At 72.4% G+C, this 16,432-nt stretch carries 14 protein-coding genes and 1 pseudogene; 4 read left to right on the top strand and 11 right to left on the bottom strand.

The window, feature by feature from the left end; translation table 11 throughout:
* Positions 1 to 91: 91 nt before the first annotated feature.
* The 6 genes and pseudogenes from BUB75_RS48640 to BUB75_RS35520 form a co-directional block, all read right to left on the bottom strand.
* Positions 92 to 919 (bottom strand): enoyl-CoA hydratase-related protein, encoded by an 828-nt coding sequence (locus BUB75_RS48640; RefSeq protein WP_073263771.1) that lies wholly within the window; start codon positions 917 to 919, stop codon positions 92 to 94.
* 84 nt (positions 920 to 1,003) lie between these two features.
* Positions 1,004 to 1,690 (bottom strand): annotated as a pseudogene (locus tag BUB75_RS48645) (enoyl-CoA hydratase/isomerase family protein); the annotation flags it as partial.
* A 60-nt stretch (positions 1,691 to 1,750) separates the two neighbouring features.
* Positions 1,751 to 2,548: an enoyl-CoA hydratase/isomerase family protein gene (locus BUB75_RS35505; protein WP_218617969.1), complete on the bottom strand. Its 798-nt coding sequence runs from the start codon at positions 2,546 to 2,548 to the stop codon at positions 1,751 to 1,753.
* An 11-nt stretch (positions 2,549 to 2,559) separates the two neighbouring features.
* Complete coding sequence (locus BUB75_RS35510; RefSeq protein WP_073263635.1) at positions 2,560 to 3,810, bottom strand: hotdog family protein; 1,251 nt, start codon at positions 3,808 to 3,810, stop codon at positions 2,560 to 2,562.
* A complete protein-coding gene (locus tag BUB75_RS35515) occupies positions 3,807 to 5,174 on the bottom strand; it encodes a hypothetical protein (RefSeq protein ID WP_073263637.1) in 1,368 nt (455 codons plus the stop codon). Before BUB75_RS35515 ends, BUB75_RS35510 begins: the two co-directional genes overlap by 4 nt.
* Positions 5,167 to 6,465: an acyl-CoA dehydrogenase family protein gene (locus BUB75_RS35520; RefSeq protein WP_073263639.1), complete on the bottom strand. Its 1,299-nt coding sequence runs from the start codon at positions 6,463 to 6,465 to the stop codon at positions 5,167 to 5,169. Before BUB75_RS35520 ends, BUB75_RS35515 begins: the two co-directional genes overlap by 8 nt.
* Positions 6,466 to 6,533: 68 nt before the next feature.
* On the opposite strand from BUB75_RS35520, the gene BUB75_RS35525 reads away from it, so the two are divergent.
* From BUB75_RS35525 to BUB75_RS35535, 3 genes are read left to right on the top strand one after another with little or no spacing between them, the layout of a single operon-like run.
* The gene (locus tag BUB75_RS35525; protein ID WP_073263640.1) at positions 6,534 to 7,619 is read left to right on the top strand and encodes an acyl-CoA dehydrogenase family protein; all 1,086 of its coding nucleotides are present in this window, start codon (positions 6,534 to 6,536) and stop codon (positions 7,617 to 7,619) included.
* Positions 7,606 to 8,820 (top strand): CoA transferase, encoded by a 1,215-nt coding sequence (locus BUB75_RS35530; protein ID WP_143175634.1) that lies wholly within the window; start codon positions 7,606 to 7,608, stop codon positions 8,818 to 8,820. The genes BUB75_RS35525 and BUB75_RS35530 overlap by 14 nt, the downstream gene beginning before the upstream one ends.
* A gap of 4 nt (positions 8,821 to 8,824) precedes the next feature.
* Positions 8,825 to 9,982, top strand: coding sequence for an acyl-CoA dehydrogenase family protein (locus tag BUB75_RS35535; protein WP_178380071.1), 1,158 nt, complete (start codon positions 8,825 to 8,827; stop codon positions 9,980 to 9,982).
* Between the two features lie 5 nt (positions 9,983 to 9,987).
* Here the strand turns inward: BUB75_RS35535 and BUB75_RS35540 are convergent, their stop codons facing one another.
* The 3 genes from BUB75_RS35540 to BUB75_RS35550 form a co-directional block, all read right to left on the bottom strand.
* A complete protein-coding gene (locus tag BUB75_RS35540) occupies positions 9,988 to 11,151 on the bottom strand; it encodes a hypothetical protein (protein ID WP_073263642.1) in 1,164 nt (387 codons plus the stop codon).
* A 122-nt stretch (positions 11,152 to 11,273) separates the two neighbouring features.
* A complete protein-coding gene (locus BUB75_RS35545) occupies positions 11,274 to 11,810 on the bottom strand; it encodes a hypothetical protein (protein ID WP_143175629.1) in 537 nt (178 codons plus the stop codon).
* Between the two features lie 123 nt (positions 11,811 to 11,933).
* Positions 11,934 to 13,442, bottom strand: a complete 1,509-nt coding sequence (locus BUB75_RS35550; protein ID WP_073263646.1) for a class I adenylate-forming enzyme family protein — start codon at positions 13,440 to 13,442, stop codon at positions 11,934 to 11,936.
* A 77-nt stretch (positions 13,443 to 13,519) separates the two neighbouring features.
* On the opposite strand from BUB75_RS35550, the gene BUB75_RS35555 reads away from it, so the two are divergent.
* Positions 13,520 to 14,284: an SDR family oxidoreductase gene (locus BUB75_RS35555; protein WP_073263648.1), complete on the top strand. Its 765-nt coding sequence runs from the start codon at positions 13,520 to 13,522 to the stop codon at positions 14,282 to 14,284.
* Positions 14,285 to 14,329: 45 nt separating this feature from the next.
* Here BUB75_RS35555 and BUB75_RS35560 read toward each other — a convergent pair whose 3' ends face one another.
* Both BUB75_RS35560 and BUB75_RS35565 read right to left on the bottom strand, forming a co-directional pair.
* Positions 14,330 to 15,130: a TauD/TfdA dioxygenase family protein gene (locus BUB75_RS35560; RefSeq protein WP_073263650.1), complete on the bottom strand. Its 801-nt coding sequence runs from the start codon at positions 15,128 to 15,130 to the stop codon at positions 14,330 to 14,332.
* Positions 15,131 to 15,225: 95 nt separating this feature from the next.
* A complete protein-coding gene (locus BUB75_RS35565) occupies positions 15,226 to 16,428 on the bottom strand; it encodes a thiolase family protein (RefSeq protein ID WP_073263652.1) in 1,203 nt (400 codons plus the stop codon).
* Positions 16,429 to 16,432: the final 4 nt, after the last annotated feature.

Raw genomic sequence — 16,432 nt, forward strand, 5'->3', positions numbered from 1 at the left:
TACATTATCAGGGCACCACCGCACGGGGGCGGCCGCCGAAGCGGATTGCATTCGGAAGGGTCATAGGCCTTCCAATGCAATCCGCTTCCGGTCAGTCGCCCAGCGGTGCCCACTTCGCTTCGCGCTTTTCCGCCCAGGCGGCGGGGCCTTCGGTCTGGTCGGGGTGGCCCCAGACGCTCACCAGGTCTTTGGCCCCGGCGCGGCACGCCTCGGTGAGGCCGGTCTCCAGCGCACCCCACAGCGCGCGCTTCGTCGCGGCCATCGCGACCGGCGAGTTCCGCGCGATCAGCTCGCCGAGCTCCTGCGCGGCGTCCCGCAGTGCGTCGGGCTCGACCAGCTGGCTCACCATGCCGAGCTGGTACGCGCGCTCGGCCGACATCCGCTCGTGCCGCCCGGTCAGCGCCATCCGCATCACCGGCTCGAACGGCATCTTGCGCAGCAGCCCGATCGCCTCGATCGCCACGACCTGGCCGATCGACACGTGCGGGTCGGTGAACTGGGCGTCGGTGGCCGCGATGACGACGTCGGCGTCCGCGACAAAATGGAAGCCGCCCCCGGCGCAGACACCGTTCACCGCCGCGATGACCGGCTTGGCGACACGCTGGTGCCAGGCGGTGAAATGGACGTCGAAGTTCTCCATCGACTCCCGGTACCGCTCCATACCGACGCCGTCCGACGCGATCTCGGCGACGTCGACACCGGTCTGGAACGCGCGCCCCTCGCCGGTGTTGACGATCACCCGCACCGCCGGGTCCCGATCCAGCTCGAGCCACGCGACCGCGAGCTCGTCACGCATCTGGTTGGTCATCGCGTTCAGCCGGTCCGGCCGGTTGAACAGCAGCCACCCGACCGGACCGCGCCGCTCGACCCGCAACGTCTCGAACTCGGTGTAGGTAAAGGTGTCCGACGGCGCGGTCATAACAGTCCTCTCACTGACGGATCGATAACGCGGCTCGGTCGCCGCCGAGGCAGGCGTACGCGCGGGCGCGGCGGCGCGGAGTGCGGTGGTGCGGGGGGTCTCGAGCGCCGACCAGAGGGCTCGCTTCGCCGCGCGCAGGACCTCCGGCGGCCGGCTCGCGATCTGCTCGGCGAGCGACTGGGCGGCCCCGGCGAGCGTGTCGTCGGGCACGACCTGGCTGACAAACCCCAGCGCGTGCGCCCGGGCGGCGTCCAGGCGTTCGTGCCGCCCGGTCAGCCCGAGGCGCGCGACCGGCTCCACCGCGCCACGGTGGGCCAGCCCGATCAGCTCGTACACGCTCGCCTGCCCGACCGACACGTGCGGGTCGAGGAACGTCGCCGACTCCGCGGCTAGCACCACGTCGGCGTCCGCCACGAAGTGCAACCCGCCGCCGGCACAGACCCCGTTGACCGCCGCGATCACCGGCGTGCCCACGTTGTTGTGCCAGGCGGTGAGCCGCAGCTCCGCGCGTTTGGTGCGCCGCGACTGCTCCCGCAGCGCACCGGGGTCCCGGGCGAGCTGCCGAACGTCCAAACCGGTCTGGAACGCCGATCCGCCCCCAGTGTTGACGATCACCCGGACCTCGGGGTCGGCGTCCAGCTCCGCCCAGGCAGCGGGCAGATCGTCGAGCATCCCGGCGTCCATCGCGTTCCCGACGTCCGGCCGGTCGAAGATCAACCATCCCACCGGGCCACGCCGCTCCACCCGGAGCCCACGGTAGGTCGCGCTCATCCGTGCACCCTTCTCTTCGCGCGAGCGCTCATCCGTGCACCCTTCTCTTCGCGCGAGCGCTCATCGGCCGGTGAAATCGGGCGAACGCTTCTCGCGGAACGCGGCGAGGCCCTCGCGGAAGTCCTCGCTGCGCGACGAGAGCTCCATGCCGAACGCCTCGTCCCGCAGGTGCGCCTCCAGCGACGCCGACCGTCCGGTGTGCAGCAGGGATTTCGCCAGCCCGAGCGCCACCGTCGGCCCCGCGGCCAACGCGATCGCGACCTTCTCGGCCTCCGCGTCCACGGCCTCGGACGACACCGCCCGGTCGACCAGCCCCCACTCGGCAGCCGTAACGCCGTCCACCCGCTCCCCCAGCAGCAACATCCGCCGCGCCCGCACCTCGCCGATGCGGCGGGGCAGCATCCAGGTGACGCCGCCGTCCGGGGTGAAGCCGCGCGCCGCGTACGGCGCCCAGAGCCGCGCGTCTTCGGCGACGACCGTGACGTCCGCGGCGAGCGCCAGCCCCAGACCGATGCCTGCGGCCCAGCCGCGGACGCCGCAGACGATCGGCACCTGCGTCTCCAGCAGCACCGGCACCAACCGGTGGGCCTGCCAGGGCAGCCGGCGCTGGATGCTGCCGACCCGCGGGCGGCCGTCGATACCGGCGTTACGCGCCACGATGTCCGCGCCGGAGCAGAAGTGGTCACCGGCGCCAGTGAGGAGGACGGCCCGCACCGACTCGTCGCTGCCCGCCGCCACGACAGCCTCGATCAACCCGGCGACCATGACGTCGTCCAGAGCATTACGTTTGTCCGGCCGGTCGAGCCGGAGCCGCAGGACGGCACCGTCCTGCACGACCCCCAGCCTGTCGGTCCCCACGTCCCCGGTTCTCACTGTGCGAACCGTTCGACGATCGCGGACATGGCGCTCTCCAGGTCCGTGCCGGGTGGGTCGGGCAGCCGGACCGGCCCGTACTCGCGGCTGGGCAGCAGGATCGTGGCCGAGCCGGTCGTCGTCTCGACGTTCCGCTGGCTCACGGTGCGCAGCGCGACGTCGACCGCCGGGCGTCCGCCGTCGGCGAGGTAGTGCCGGGTCACTTCGCCGCGGACCCACTGGGTGTCGCCGACGTAGTTGAACGCCTCGAAGCGGCAGGCGAGCTTCCACAGCCAGGCATCGTCGCCCATCCAGTTCGTGCAGGCGTGGATCAGCCAGGTCTCGCGCATCCGGCCGTAGTCGAACGTGGTCGGGTTACCCGACCGGCGGGCGAACTCCGGATCCCAGTGGACGCGCTGCATGACGTCCGGGACGTTGAGTTCGTCGCGGTGGTAGAAGCGCGGGATCCGGCGCCGGTTGGCGACCGCGAGCTCCAGCGGACGGATCGCGTACAACCCCATGCCCATGCCGACGTGCCAGCAGACCATGTCGGTGACGGTCAGCGGGCCCTTCACCAGCGGGTCGAGCGGATCGCCGACGGCCACGTCCTCCCAGTACCGGGGTTCCGCACCGCGCCGCCGCCCGGCGACCACCTGCGCCTCGATGTCGTCGATCTCGGCGTCGGTATAGACGTAGGGCTCGATCTCGGCGTACTTCTTCTTCTCCCGGGCCTTTTGCCGCTCGGTGCGGATCATCAGCTTGTACTGCCCGGCCAGCAGGCGCCCGTCGGTCGTGCCGAACACCTGCCCGGTCCACTCGTGCACCGCGCGCCCGGCGAAGCCGCTGGTCTTGTCGTGGACGCCGACCAGCGCGTCGCGACGCCGGATCCGCGCGTACGGCTCGAGCGGCGCCCACCACTCGCGCGCGCTGCTGGCGTAGAACGCGTGGACGCCGCGCAGCGGGTCGCCCTTCATCAGCGCGCGGTGCTCGTCGGCGACGGCGCTCACCGTGTTCTCGCCGATCAGCGTGTCGCCCCCGACCAGCGGTGGCGGCGCGATCGGCCCGCCCCAGCGGGACTTCGCGCCGTGGTCGCGGTCGCTCCAGAGCGGGTTGTCGTCGCCGTAGGCCTGCGCGACGATGCGGAACGCGTCCACGCCCGGTTCGCGGTAGTGCGGCGGGGCGGGGTTGGGGACCGGGATGCCGATCCGGCGGCGCAGGCGCGCGATCGCCTCGTCGGTGATCCGGGGTTCGGTGCGGGTTTCGCTCACGGGTGAGTGCTCCTGTCGTTCCACGCGATCACCGGTCCCGCGACGTCGGTCATCCGGGCCAGCCAGCGTGCGTCGGTCCGCAGCGGGAGGACGGCCGGCGCGTCGCCGTAGACGGCGCCCCGGAGGCGGGCGGCATGCGGTTCCGCGTCCGGCGCCGGGCCGTCGTCCGTCCAGACTTCGACCGGCACCGGCAACCCGAGCGACGCGGCAAGCTCCAACAGTTCCCCGACCCGCCCAGCCGCGGGGTCGTCGAGGACGGCGAGGACCGGGCGGGCCGGGCTCGGGATGCGCGCAACCAGCGCCGCCGCGACCGCGAACCCGGGCGGAACACGGTGGCCCGGCACGATCACGGTGTCGAGCAGCGTGGTGCCGACCGTCCGTGCCACCCAGAACCCGGCGGTCCCCGGGTCGGCGGCCACCAGCCCGCCGCGGGCGGCGATCTCGCCGTACGTCATCGTCACGCGGGACGGGGGCAGCGGTCCGGTCCGGACCGTCCACCCGCTCTGCGTGGCCTCGGCCAGGCGGTGCCGCAGCGGCGGCATCGGCGGGAGCCCGGCGGCCCGGCGCCACTCGTGCGCCAGCGCGCCCAGCCTGTCCGGCGCGAGCGTCAGCGACGGCGCGAGCTGCCAGCGCTCGGCCGGCGATTCGTCCGGATCTAGCCCGACCGCGACGATCAGGTCGGCGTCGGCCAGCCCGGCGAGCCGGAAGTCGTCGCGCTGCAGGCCGATGGTCGCCCAGTGATGCGGGCTCTGCCACGGGAAAATGCCCTTGGCGCCCCAGGTGTTGAGCACCCCGACCTGCCCCGCGGTGGCGAACGCGTGCAGCGCGGGCACCGCACCGGCCGTGATCACACCCGGGCCGGCGAGGACGACCGGCCGCTGCGCCGCGGCCAGCCGGGCGAGGTGGTCTTCCGGCGGAGCGGTCGGCGGGGCTTCGGCCGGGCCGGGGTCCCGCAGCTCCCCCGCCGGTCCCGCGAGGTCCAGGTCGACGCGGATCGCGAGGTACCGGCCCGCGGCGGCGGCGTCCACTCCGAGCGCGACGAGGTCCGGAACGCGCTCGGGCTCGTCGAGCAGCACCACCCAGCCCTCGGGCGGACACGCTGGGGGCACCTCCGCCGCGGCCGGCCCGCCCGCCGGTGCGCCGATCGTCAGCACTCCGTCCACCCACGACGCGGCGAGCTCCCGGTGCACCCGCCGGTGGGCGGCGACCAGCACGGGGGCGAGCGCCGCCGGTGCCCGCGCGGTCACCGGCAGGCCGCGGTCGGCGTCTCCGTAGACGGCCCGAACCCCGGCCTGCCGCAACACCCGCCACAACCGCCCGGCCACCGTCTCAGCGGCGACCGGGGGCGACGCCGTCTCAGCCACGGGGCACCTCGCGCCAGGGCTTCCCCTCCCAGGGGTCGGGCTCGCGCGGCAGCCCGAGAACCCGCTCCGCGATGATGTTCTTGTTCACCTCGGTGGTGCCGCCCTCGATCGTGTTGGCCCGGCTGCGCAGCGCACCCCGGACCTCGGCGGGCATGCCGTCCGGATAGGCCTCGACCGCGTCGTCCCAGGCGTCCGCCGCGGCCGGCCACGTCGTCCGCGACGGCCCGAGCAGCGCCGCCGCACGGGCCTGGATGCGCTGGTTGAGGTCCGATCCGTGCACCTTGCCGATCGAACTCTCCGGTCCGGGCGCACGACCGGCCTTCACGGTGGCTCGCACCCGCTGGTTGGTCCGGGAGCGCAGCTGCTCCTCGGCCCAGAGGCGGGTGATCTCGGCGCGCACCAGCGGGTCGTCCCAGCCGGTGCCGGGAACCGCGGCGGCGCGCTCCTTGGCCAGGCGTACCAGCCGCCCGGCGCCCGCGCCGCCGATCCGGTCGACGCCGCCCGACCCGGATCCGGACACCATCTGCCGCTCGCCGGAGAGCGTCGCCCGGGCGACCCGCCAGCCGTCGTTCACCGTGCCGACCCGCTGTGCGTCCGGGACCACCGCGCCGTCGAGGAAGACCTCGTTGAAGTCGATCTCACCGCCGATGTGCCGCAGCGGCCGGATCTCGACGCCCGGCTGGTCGAGCGCGATCAGGAAGTACGTGATCCCGGCGCGTTTCGGCGCGTCCGGGTCGGTGCGGGCGAGCAGGACCGCGTAGTCGGCGAGGTGCGCCCAGGTCGTCCAGACCTTCTGGCCGGTGATGAGCCAGCGGTCGCCGTCGCGTTCGGCGCGGGTCGAGAGCGACGCGAGATCGCTGCCCGCGCCCGGCTCGCTGAACAGCTGGCACCACACCTCGTCGTTGCGGACGATCGGCGGGAGGTAGCGCAGCCGCTGCTCTTCGGTGCCGTGTGCGAACAACGCCGGAGCGGCGAGGTTGAGGCCGAGCGGGTTGAGCCGGGGTAAGTGGTACGGACGTAACGCCCGGTCGACCGCGGCGGCCACCGCGGGCGCCCAGCCCAGTCCGCCGTACGGGACCGGCCAGGCAGGCACCGCGAGCCCGGAGCCGGCGAACGTCGGGTACCAGGCGCGGTATTCGGCGGTGGACCGGACCTGCCGCACCGCACCCGCACCACCGCTCTCGGCGGCTCCGACCCAGGTCGGCGGGGTGTTCCGGCGTACCCAGTCCAGTGCGGCGGCGACGGCCTCGTCCGCAGTGCCTGCGGCCAGGAGTTCCGGCGGCGGAGTCATGAACCGGAGGGTAGTCGCATGTTAGATTTTATACAAAGTACATGATGCAACTACCGGGGAGCCTGTGCATGGACGAGCCGTTCGGTACGGACGTCGGCGACCTCGCCGCCACCGTGTTCGCCGACTCCTGCCCCCCGGCGCGGGTGCGGGAGCTGATGGCGACCCCGGCCGGGTACGACCCGGATGCCTGGCGCCGCTGGGCGCGGGAGACCGGCCTGCCGGGGCTGGGCATACCCGCCGAGTACGGCGGGCTCGGGTTACCGCTCGGCGCGCTCGCCGACGTGTTCGAAGCCGCCGGCCGAACGCTGGTCTGCGCGCCGCTGTTCTCGACCGTCGGGGCGGCGGTGCCGTTGCTGCTCGCCTCCGGTGATGCGGAGGCCGCAAAACAGTGGCTCCCCCCGATCGCCGCCGGCACGCTCACCGCGACCGTCGCGCTCCCGGATGCCCCGGACGGCGGGCCGGCGGTGCGTGCCGAGCGCGTCGACGGCCGGTGGCGCCTGACCGGACGCGTCGAGCGGGTCGTGGACGGCGCGACCGCCGGGCTTCTGCTGGTCGTCGCCGAGGCACCGGACGGCCCGGGGATCTTCGCCGTCGAGGACGTCACGAGCGTCGCCCGGACGCCGCTGATGAGCCTCGACCTGACCCGGCGCCAGGCCCTGGTCGAGTTCGGCGGGGTCGCGGCGGTCCGCGTCGGCGCCGACGGTTCCGCGATTCCGGCTGCGCTCGACGTCGCCCGCGTTCTGCTCGCCGCGGAGCTCGTCGGCGTCGCGCAGCAATGCCTGGACCTCACGGTCGCGTATGCGAAGCAACGCGTCCAATTCGGCCGGCCGATCGGGTCGTTCCAGGCGGTCAAGCAGCGCGCGGCGGAAATGCTGATCAAGGTCGAGCTGGCCCGCTCCGCGGCCCGCCACGCCGCCGAAGCCGAAGCCGACGCCGACGAACGTGCTCTGGTCGCGGCGCTCGCGAAGGCGTACTGCGCCGAGGCCGCCGCCACGGTCGCCGCCGACGCGATCCAGCTCCACGGCGGCATCGGCTTCACCTGGGAGCACGACGCGCACCTCTACTACAAGCGCGCGATCACGAACGACGAGATTCTCGGCTCCTCGGCCACACACTGGGCCCGTGTCAGCGATCATCTCGATCGTGTCTTCTGAGAACGGCCCGCTGGCCGGCGTCACGGTCGTCGCGCTCGAGCAGGCGGTGGCCGCGCCGCTCTGCACCCGCACGCTCGGCGACCTCGGCGCCCGCGTCCTCAAGGTGGAGAACCCGCGCGGCGGCGACTTCACCCGTTCCTACGACGACGTGGTGAACGGCCAGGCAGCGCACTTCGTCTGGCTCAACCGGGGCAAGGAGTCGGTTGCGCTCGACGTCCGCCACCCGGACGGACGGGCGCTGCTGCACCGGCTGCTCGCCCGCGCGGACGTCCTGGTCTCGAACTTGGCACCCGGCGCCACCGCCCGGCTCGGCGTCGGCCCGGACGACCTCACCCGCGACCACCCGCACCTCGTCAGCGTCGAGATCTCCGGGTACGGAGACGGCGGGCCCCTGTCCGGCAAACGCGCGTACGACCTGCTGGTGCAGGCAGAGACCGGCGTCTGCGCGATCACCGGGGTTCCCGGCGCACCGGCGAAGCCGGGGCCGCCGTTCGCGGACGGCACCACCGGCCTGTACGCGGCAATCGCCGTGTTGGGCGCGCTGGCCGAACGGACGGCGACCGGCACCGGCGCCCGGATCGCGGTGAGCATGTTCGACGCGATGGCCGAGCTGATGGGGTACCCGCTGACCTGGACCGCGGCGACCGGCGTCGACCAGTTGCCGGTCGGCATGGGCTCCCCCGCGGTCGCACCGTACGGGGCCTACCCGACCGCGGACGGCCGCACGGTCGTGCTCGGTACCACGAACGACGCGGAGTGGCAGCGGCTCGCGTCCGAGTTGCTCGGCCGCCCCGACCTCGCCGCCGACGACCGCTACCGCCACAACCCCGATCGGGTCGCCCACCGGGCCGAATTGGACACGATCGTCGGCGACTGGTGCGGGTCCCGAGCCCTGACCGACATTCAAAAGGCGGCGGACGCCGCCGGGATCGGCAATTCGGTCTATCGGACGCCGAGCGAGGTCGTGGAGCATCCGCACCTGGCCGCCCGCGATCGCTGGCGTCCGGTCGACACCCCCGCCGGGCCGGTGCGGGCGCTGCTCCCCCCTGCGGTGTTCAGTGGGCGGACGGCGCCGATGGGAGCGGTCCCGGCTCTCGGCGCCCACACCGACGCGGTGCTCGCCGAACTCGGGCTCACCGTGCACGACGTCGCCGACCTCCGCGCCGCGGGTGTGGTCGGCGCCCTTCCGACGGAGGACTGATCTGGTGGATGCTGCCGACCTGGCCGAGATCGTCGCGGCGGTCCGGACGTTCGTGCGGAACGAGGTGGTGCCGCGCGAGGAGGAGATCGACGCCACCGACGCGGTTCCGGACACGCTCGTCGCCGCGTGCAAGGAGATGGGGCTCTACGGCTTCACGATCCCCACGGCGTACGGGGGCCTGGGGCTGTCGGTCGCGCAGGAGTGCGAGCTGGTGTTCGAGCTCGGCTGGACCACTCCCGCGCTGCGCTCGCTGTTCGGCACGAACAACGGGATCGCCGGTCACGTGCTGCTGGAAGGCGGCACCGAGGAGCAGAAGAAGGTCTGGCTCCCCCGGCTGGCGTCCGGCGAGGTCACCGCGTCGTTCGCGCTCACCGAGGCGGACGCCGGCTCGGATCCGTCGGCGCTGACCACCCGGGCGCGCCGCGAGGGGAACCGCTGGGTGCTCGACGGCGCCAAGCGGTACATCACGAACGCGCCGGTCGCCGACGTGTTCATGGTGTTCGCCCGCACCGACCCGGATGCTCCGGGCAACCGCGGCATCACCGCGTTCCTCGTCCCGGCAGACACACCCGGCGTCAGCGTGGGTACCCCCGACCGCAAGATGGGCCAGTTCGGGGCGCACACCGCCGACGTGTACCTCGACGAGGTGATCCTCCCCGGTGACGCGGTCGTCGGCGGGGACCAGGGCGTGAACAACGGCTTCCGGATCGCGGCGCAGTGCCTCGCCCACGGTCGGATCCACATCGCGGCGCTGTGCGTCGGGATGGCCGGCCGGCTGGTGTCGGAGTCGGTGGAGTTCGCGCAGTCCCGCCGGGCCGGTGGCAAGCCGATCGCGCGATTCCAGCTCGTCCAGGGGCTGGTCGCCGACTCGGTGACCGACCACTACGCCGGGCGCGCGCTCGTCCTCGACGTCGCTCGCGCCTACGACGCGGGCACCGACCGGATCACCGGGCCGGCCGCCGCGAAGTACTTCTGCTCGGAGATGGTGGGGCGGGTCGCGGACCGGGCGGTCCAGATCCACGGCGGCGCCGGGTACATGCGGGGCGTCGCGGTCGAACGCTTCTACCGCGACGCCCGCCTGTTCCGGATCTACGAGGGCACCAGCCAGATCCAGCAGGTCATCATCGCCCGGCAGACCCTCGGCCCGGCGGCGCGGGACTGAGAAAATCAGCGGGTCACTATCCACACCAGACCACGGTCGGCGCTGTTGGCCCCGGTGTCCGATCCGGCGATCAGGCCGGCGTTCGTGAGCCACTGGGCGTCGCCGGAGCGGCCCGACGGGATCGACGGGAGCTCGAGCGCGCGCCGATCGGTACCCCAGAACACCGCCCGGCGCCCCGAGAGGAGGATGTTCGAGGAGCCGACGACCTCACCACGGTCGTTGACGTCGTGCGCAGAGCTGGGGCCGCCGACCGGCAGCGTGCCGAGGTCGATCGGCTTGCTGGTGGCGCTCGGCCAGAGCGTCGCGCGGCTCTGCCCGTACCAGTTGTCCGACGACCCAGCGATCGCACCGGCCTCGTTGATCCCCTGGCCCAGGGAGTACCCGTTACTGGCCAGGTCCGTCAGCCAGCGCACCGTTCCGGCCTGCCAGACCGCGGTCCGGGTCGGTGACGTGCCGGTGGCGGCGAGGACCTGACCGGCCTCGTTGATGTCGTTGATCAGGCCGTTCGGTCCGACCACCGGCAGCAGGTCGGTGCGGACGCCAGCGGCCCAGACGAACGGCACGCCGATGCCCTGGGCGAGGCTCCGGCCGTTGACGGCGACCACGCCGCTGTCGGTGAGCATCACGGTCGCATGGCTGCTGGAGTAGGTGAGTTGCCCAACCGTCACGCCGGCGGCGAGCGGGATGTCGGTGAGCGTGTCCCCGGTGCGCAGCGCCAGGCGGCTCGCACTGGTGCCGATCTCTCCGGGCAGGGTGTAACCGATCACGGCCTGCCCGCGGTCGTTCAGGGCCAGCGCCCAGCTGTCCTGCGCACCGGCGGGGGCGACGTCGGTCGGAGTTCCGTTCGCCGACCACAGCGTCGCCCTGGCCTGCTCGCCGACGTAGCGCGTCCCGGCGACGGTGCCCGAGTCGTTGACCGCGGTGGCGCGACCGGACGTGGTGATCGTCGTCAGCGTGCCGTCGTGCCAGAGCGTCGGGCTGAAGTGCCCGCTCGTCGTCGGGTAGCCGAGCACGTAGCCGCCCTCGCTCACATCGAAGATGTGGAACCGTTCGTCGGGCACCGGATTGATCAGCCGCGCGGTGGGTGCCGCGCTCACCGGAGTGGCGGTCCCCGCCACCACCACCAGTACCGCTACGGCGCACGTCGTCACTCGCCGGATCCACGTCATGAGCGCGGACGCTAATCGCGTCGTCCGACGCGGCTCAGCGAATTAGCCGGATCTATCAAATACTGGTGGAAAACCCTGCACGTCCCGGCGCCCGTGCGGGGGCGCCGGGACGTGAAGCGGGGTCAGCTCACCTGAATGGAGGCTGCCACACCCGGCGGTGACGTCGGCGTGCACGGGATCGTGAACGTGCCGAAGATCGTGCTCGCCACCGCCGACGCGGTGCCCGGCGTCAGGTCGACCTGGCCCGGTGCGGTCAGCGTCAGCTGCCCGGTCATCGGCGGCAACTGGATCGGCGTCCCCGCCGGGATCGTCTCCGGGTTGGCCGGCCCGGTCACCGTCACGGTGCCGGTCTGGGCGCCCGAGACGACGCCCTCGGCGGAGGGTGTCACGCTGCCCGCCGCCAGGTCGATCGGTGAGGTGACCGGCGTCGGACCGGTCGTCACCGTGATCTCGACCGTCTCGCCGACCGTCGCCGTCGCGGGCGCGGTGACCGTGACCTCGACGTCGCCGACGACGGTGCCGGACAGCGGGGTCTCACACGAGTAGTTGACCGTGACCGTGTCGGCGTGGGCTGGTCCGCCGGTCAGCACGGCGACACCGGTCGCCGCACCGAAGACCGCAACCGCAGCGAGCCGCTTCATGAGGGGTTGAGAAGACACGCGTACTCCTTAGAAAGGGCGCCGAGACACTTTTGTCTCGATGTACGCGTATCCTGTTATAGTCCTTTTTGGTCGGAAGTCAATTCTTCATGCTTCGCACAAAAACAATTGCTTTTGTCATAATTATCGGAGCAATTCTTGGCGCCGGAGCTTGCCGACCTCGGTGCGCGGCAGCGCGTCGACCCGGTGGAACGCCACCGGCACCTTGTACGCGACAAGATGGTCGCGACACAGCCGCACCAGCTCGTCGTCGGTGGCCGGTACGGCGCCGTGGGCGTCCACGACGAACGCCACCGGCACTTCACCGAGCCGCTCGTCCGGTGCTCCGGCTACGGCCGCTTCGAACACCGCCGGATGCAACTGCAGCACCTCTTCGACCTGTTCCGGGAACACCTTGTTGCCCCCGCGGTTGATCAGGTCACCGGCGCGCCCTTCGATCCAGACGAACCCGTCCTCGTCCATCCGGGCCAGGTCGCCGGTGTCGAGGAAACCCTCGGCGTCGATGCGGTCGGCGAGCAGCTCGCCGGTCGCGTAGCCGGACGCCATCCGCGGCGGCCGGACCCACAGCGGCCCGACCTCGCCGTCCGGGGCCCCGGTTTCGCTGCCGACCCGGATCTCGACGCCCGGCAGCGGACGCCCGGCCGCGCCGACCTTCTCCGGATGGGCCTTCGCGTCCGCGGCGGTCCAGCCGATCACCTCGCCGATCTCGGCCTGGCCGTAGCTGTTGAGGACGAACGCGCCGAACCGCTCGGTGAAACGGCGGGCCTGGAGCGGCGAGAGCGCTGCGGTGATGCTCCGGACGTACCGCAGCGGCGCGAGCGCCTCGACGTCCGACGCGGTGAGCATCGCGATCGCCGCCGGTGGGAGCACCGTCGACCGGATCCCGAACCGCGCGACGAGGTCGGCGAACTCCCGCGGCCGGAATCGGTCCATGATCACCAGCGCCGCACCCGCGCGCAGCCCGAACAGCGCGTTGTAAATGCCGCTGTTGAGCGCCAACGAGACCGGGATGAGGTTCGGCGACGGTGGCCGGGCGGGGGTGGCGGTGGCGCGTGCCCGCAGCGGCCGGAGCACCCGGTCGAGCAGTTCGAGGTAACCGTCGTGAGTGTGGAGGATCGCCTTCGGCGTTCCGGTGGTCCCGGAGGTCCAGGTGACGAACGCGGTCCCGACGTCATACACACGCCGGACGCCGCCGCCCGCGACGCCGCTCGGAACGGCCGCGCCGCCCGCGCCGCCCGCGCCGCCCGCCACCTCCACGCCCCCCGCGGTGTCCGGGGCCGGGTCGAGGCGGCGCACGCGGACGCCATCGTCCGGGTCGGTCTCCACCAGGGCGACCGGGTGGGCCGCGGCCAGCGCGTACTCGACCTCCGCGGGCGGCGCCGCGGCGTTGACCGGCACGAAGACCGCCCCGACCGACCAGATCGCGGTCATCGCGAGCACCGACTCGGGGCTGTTCGGCAGCCGCACCGCGGCCGCGGTACCCGGCCGCACCCCGGCCGCGCGCAACCGGTCGGCGAGTTCGGCGGTCCGCGCGCGAGCCTCGCCGGCGGTCAGCGTCCGGTCGGCCGTGTGCAGCAGCGCCTCGTCGTCGGTGAACGGGTGCGCGAGCAGCAGGTCGGCCAGCGAGGACATCGGTGCTCTCCTGTCGGATCTGGAAGCAGTACATTTTATATAGTAGGTAGCCCGCCCCTCAGCTTCCGGGAGACCGCATGAGCACACCCCCACTCCACCGGGTCGCGATCGTCACCGGCGCCGCGCGCGGCATCGGCGCCGCGACCGCCGTCCGTCTGGCCGCCGACGGCCTCGCGGTCGCCGCACTCGACCTCGAGGAGTCGGCGGCGAAGGAGACCGCCGATGCCATCGTCGCGGCCGGTGGACGGGCGCTCGCGGTCGGCGCCGACGTCGCCGACGCCACCGCGGTGGAGGCCGCCGTCGCCCGGGTGACCGAGACGCTCGGCGCGCCGACCGTGCTCGTCAACAACGCCGGGATCACCCGCGACAACCTGCTGTTCAAGATGTCCGAGGCCGACTTCGACGCGGTGATCGCGGTGCACCTGCGCGGCACGTTCCTGATGAGCAAGGCCGTGCAGGGGCACATGGTCGCGGCCCGCTGGGGACGGATCGTGAACCTGTCCAGCACCTCGGCGCTCGGCAACCGCGGACAGACCAACTACGCCGCGGCCAAGGCGGGCATCCAGGGCTTGACCAAGACGCTCGCGATCGAGCTGGGCAAGTTCGGCGTCACGGTGAACAGCATCGCGCCAGGGTTCATCCGGACCGAGATGACGAAGGCGACCGCGGAGCGCCTCGGGCAGGACTGGGACGCCTACGTGACGGCCCGGGCCGCACAGATCCCGGTGGCCCGCGCCGGGGTGCCGGACGACATCGCGAACGCCGTCTCGTTCTTCGTCGGCGAGGCCGCCGGATTCGTGTCCGGCCAGGTCCTCTACGTCGCCGGCGGCCCCAAGGCCTGACCCGCCCCGCGCCGGCCCGCCACGGGGCCGGCGCGGCCGGCCTCCTCAGACCGGGCGGTCGCCGAACAGCGTCACGCGGTGCAGCACGCGCTCGGCGCCGCCGGTGTCGCCGACCACCGCGTGCTGCGTGCACCGGTTGTCCCAGATCACCAGGTCGCCGACCCGCCACTTGTGCCGGTACACGTACTCCGCGCGCCCCACCTGGGCGTACAGGTACTCGAGCAGCGGCGCGCTCTCCTCGGGGGTCCAGCCCTCGATGTGCGTCGTGTAGTCGCCGTTGACGAACAGCGCCTTCCGGCCGGTGATCGGATGCGTCCGCACCACCGGGTGGCTCTGTGTGACGGCCTTGCGATCGAGCCCGGCCTGGTCGGCGAGCGTGGTGCCCTGGTGAACCGCGTGCAGCGTATCGAGCGTCGCCCGCAGCCCCGGCGAGAGCTGCTCGTAGACCAGGGCCGCGTTCGACCACATCGTGTCGCCGCCGACCTCGGGGATCACCCGCGCCAGCAACATGCTCAGCGCCGGTGGCCGCTCAGCGTGCGTGGTGTCGGCGTGCCACCGCTGGGTGAGCGGCGTGGGCTCGTGGATCTTCATCACGCCGGGATGCCCCTCGATGCTCGGCACGTACGGGTGCACCGACACCTCCCCCCAGCGGGAGGCGAACGCGAGTTGGTCGTCGGGCGTCATCGCCTGCTGACCCCGGATGCAGATGACCTGGTACTTCAGGAACGCGTCCTGGAGCGCGGTCAGCGTCGTGTCGTCGACGCCGCCGGCCAGGTCGACGCCGGTGATGAGCGCGCCGAGCGCCGAGGAGCGTCGCTCGATCTCCAGTGCTGTGGCAGTCGCCATGTCTCCTCCAGCCAAGGTTTTCTATACTTTATACATGATGAACTCGAACGGGCCGTAGCCCGCCGTTGCCGCCTGCGGCCCCTTACTACTTGGTGCTACGCCGCGGCCTTCTCCAAGATGTGGACGCCACACGCGGAACCGAGGCCGATCACGTGCGCCAGCCCGACGCGAGCCCCCTCGATCTGACGATCCCCGGCCTCACCGCGCAGGTGGGTCGCGATCTCCCACACGTTCGCGATGCCGGTCGCCGCGATCGGATGCCCCTTGGACTGCAGCCCACCGGACACGTTCACCGGCGTCGAGCCGTCCCGCCACGGCGCTCCGGACTTGAAGAAGTCCACCGCACCGCCCTCCTCGCAGAGCATCAGGTTGTCGTAGTGGACGAGTTCGGCGGTGGCGAAGCAGTCGTGCAGCTCGACCAGGTCCAGGTCACCGGGCCCGACCCCGGCCTGCTCGTACGCCTGCGCGGCGGCGGCGCGGGTCAGCGTGTTGACGTCCGGCAACACCTGGCACGCCTCCGTCCACGGGTCGCTGGTCAACACCGACGCGGCGATCTTCACCGCCCGGCGACGCTGCTCGAGCGGCAGCCGCTGCAGCGCCGAGTCCGCGATCACCACCGCGGCCGCGGCGCCGTCGGTGTTCGCCGAACACATCGGCCGCGTGTTCGGGTACGCGATCATGACGTCGTTCATGATCTGCTCCAGGCTCATCCGCTTCTGGTAGGCGGCGAGCGGGTTCAGCGTCGAGTGGGCGTGGTTCTTCTCGCTGATCCGCGCGAACAGCTCAAAATCCGCACCACCGTACTTGTGGCCGTACTCCATCCCGACCTGCGCGAACACCCCGGCCATCGTCTCGGTGCCGATCCGGCCGTCGACCGCACCGACCGCCCCGAGCCGCCCCGACCGGCTCCACGTCCCGCTCTCGTCCTTCCGCGGACGCGCGCCGAGCAAGCCCGCGCCGGACAGCTTCTCGACGCCGACCGCGAGCCCCATCTCGGCCTCGCCGGCCTTGATCGCCATGCAGACGGTCCGCAGCGCGGTCGCGCCGGTCGCGCACGCGTTCTGGACGTTGTAGACCGGGATACCGGTCTGCCCGATCTGCTTCTGCAGCAGCTGTCCGATGCCGCCGACGCCGCCGAGCAGGTTGCCCGCCGCCAGCACGCCGATGTCCTTCATCGACACACCGCCGTCGGCGAGCGCGCCGAGCGCCGCTTCCGAGGCCAGGTCGACGAGGTCCTCGTCGGGGTGCTTGCCGAACTTCGTCATGTGGATGCCGAGGATCCACAGGGTCTCCGCCATGTTC

The sequence above is a fragment of the Cryptosporangium aurantiacum genome (genome assembly GCF_900143005.1).
Classification (GTDB): domain Bacteria; phylum Actinomycetota; class Actinomycetes; order Mycobacteriales; family Cryptosporangiaceae; genus Cryptosporangium; species Cryptosporangium aurantiacum.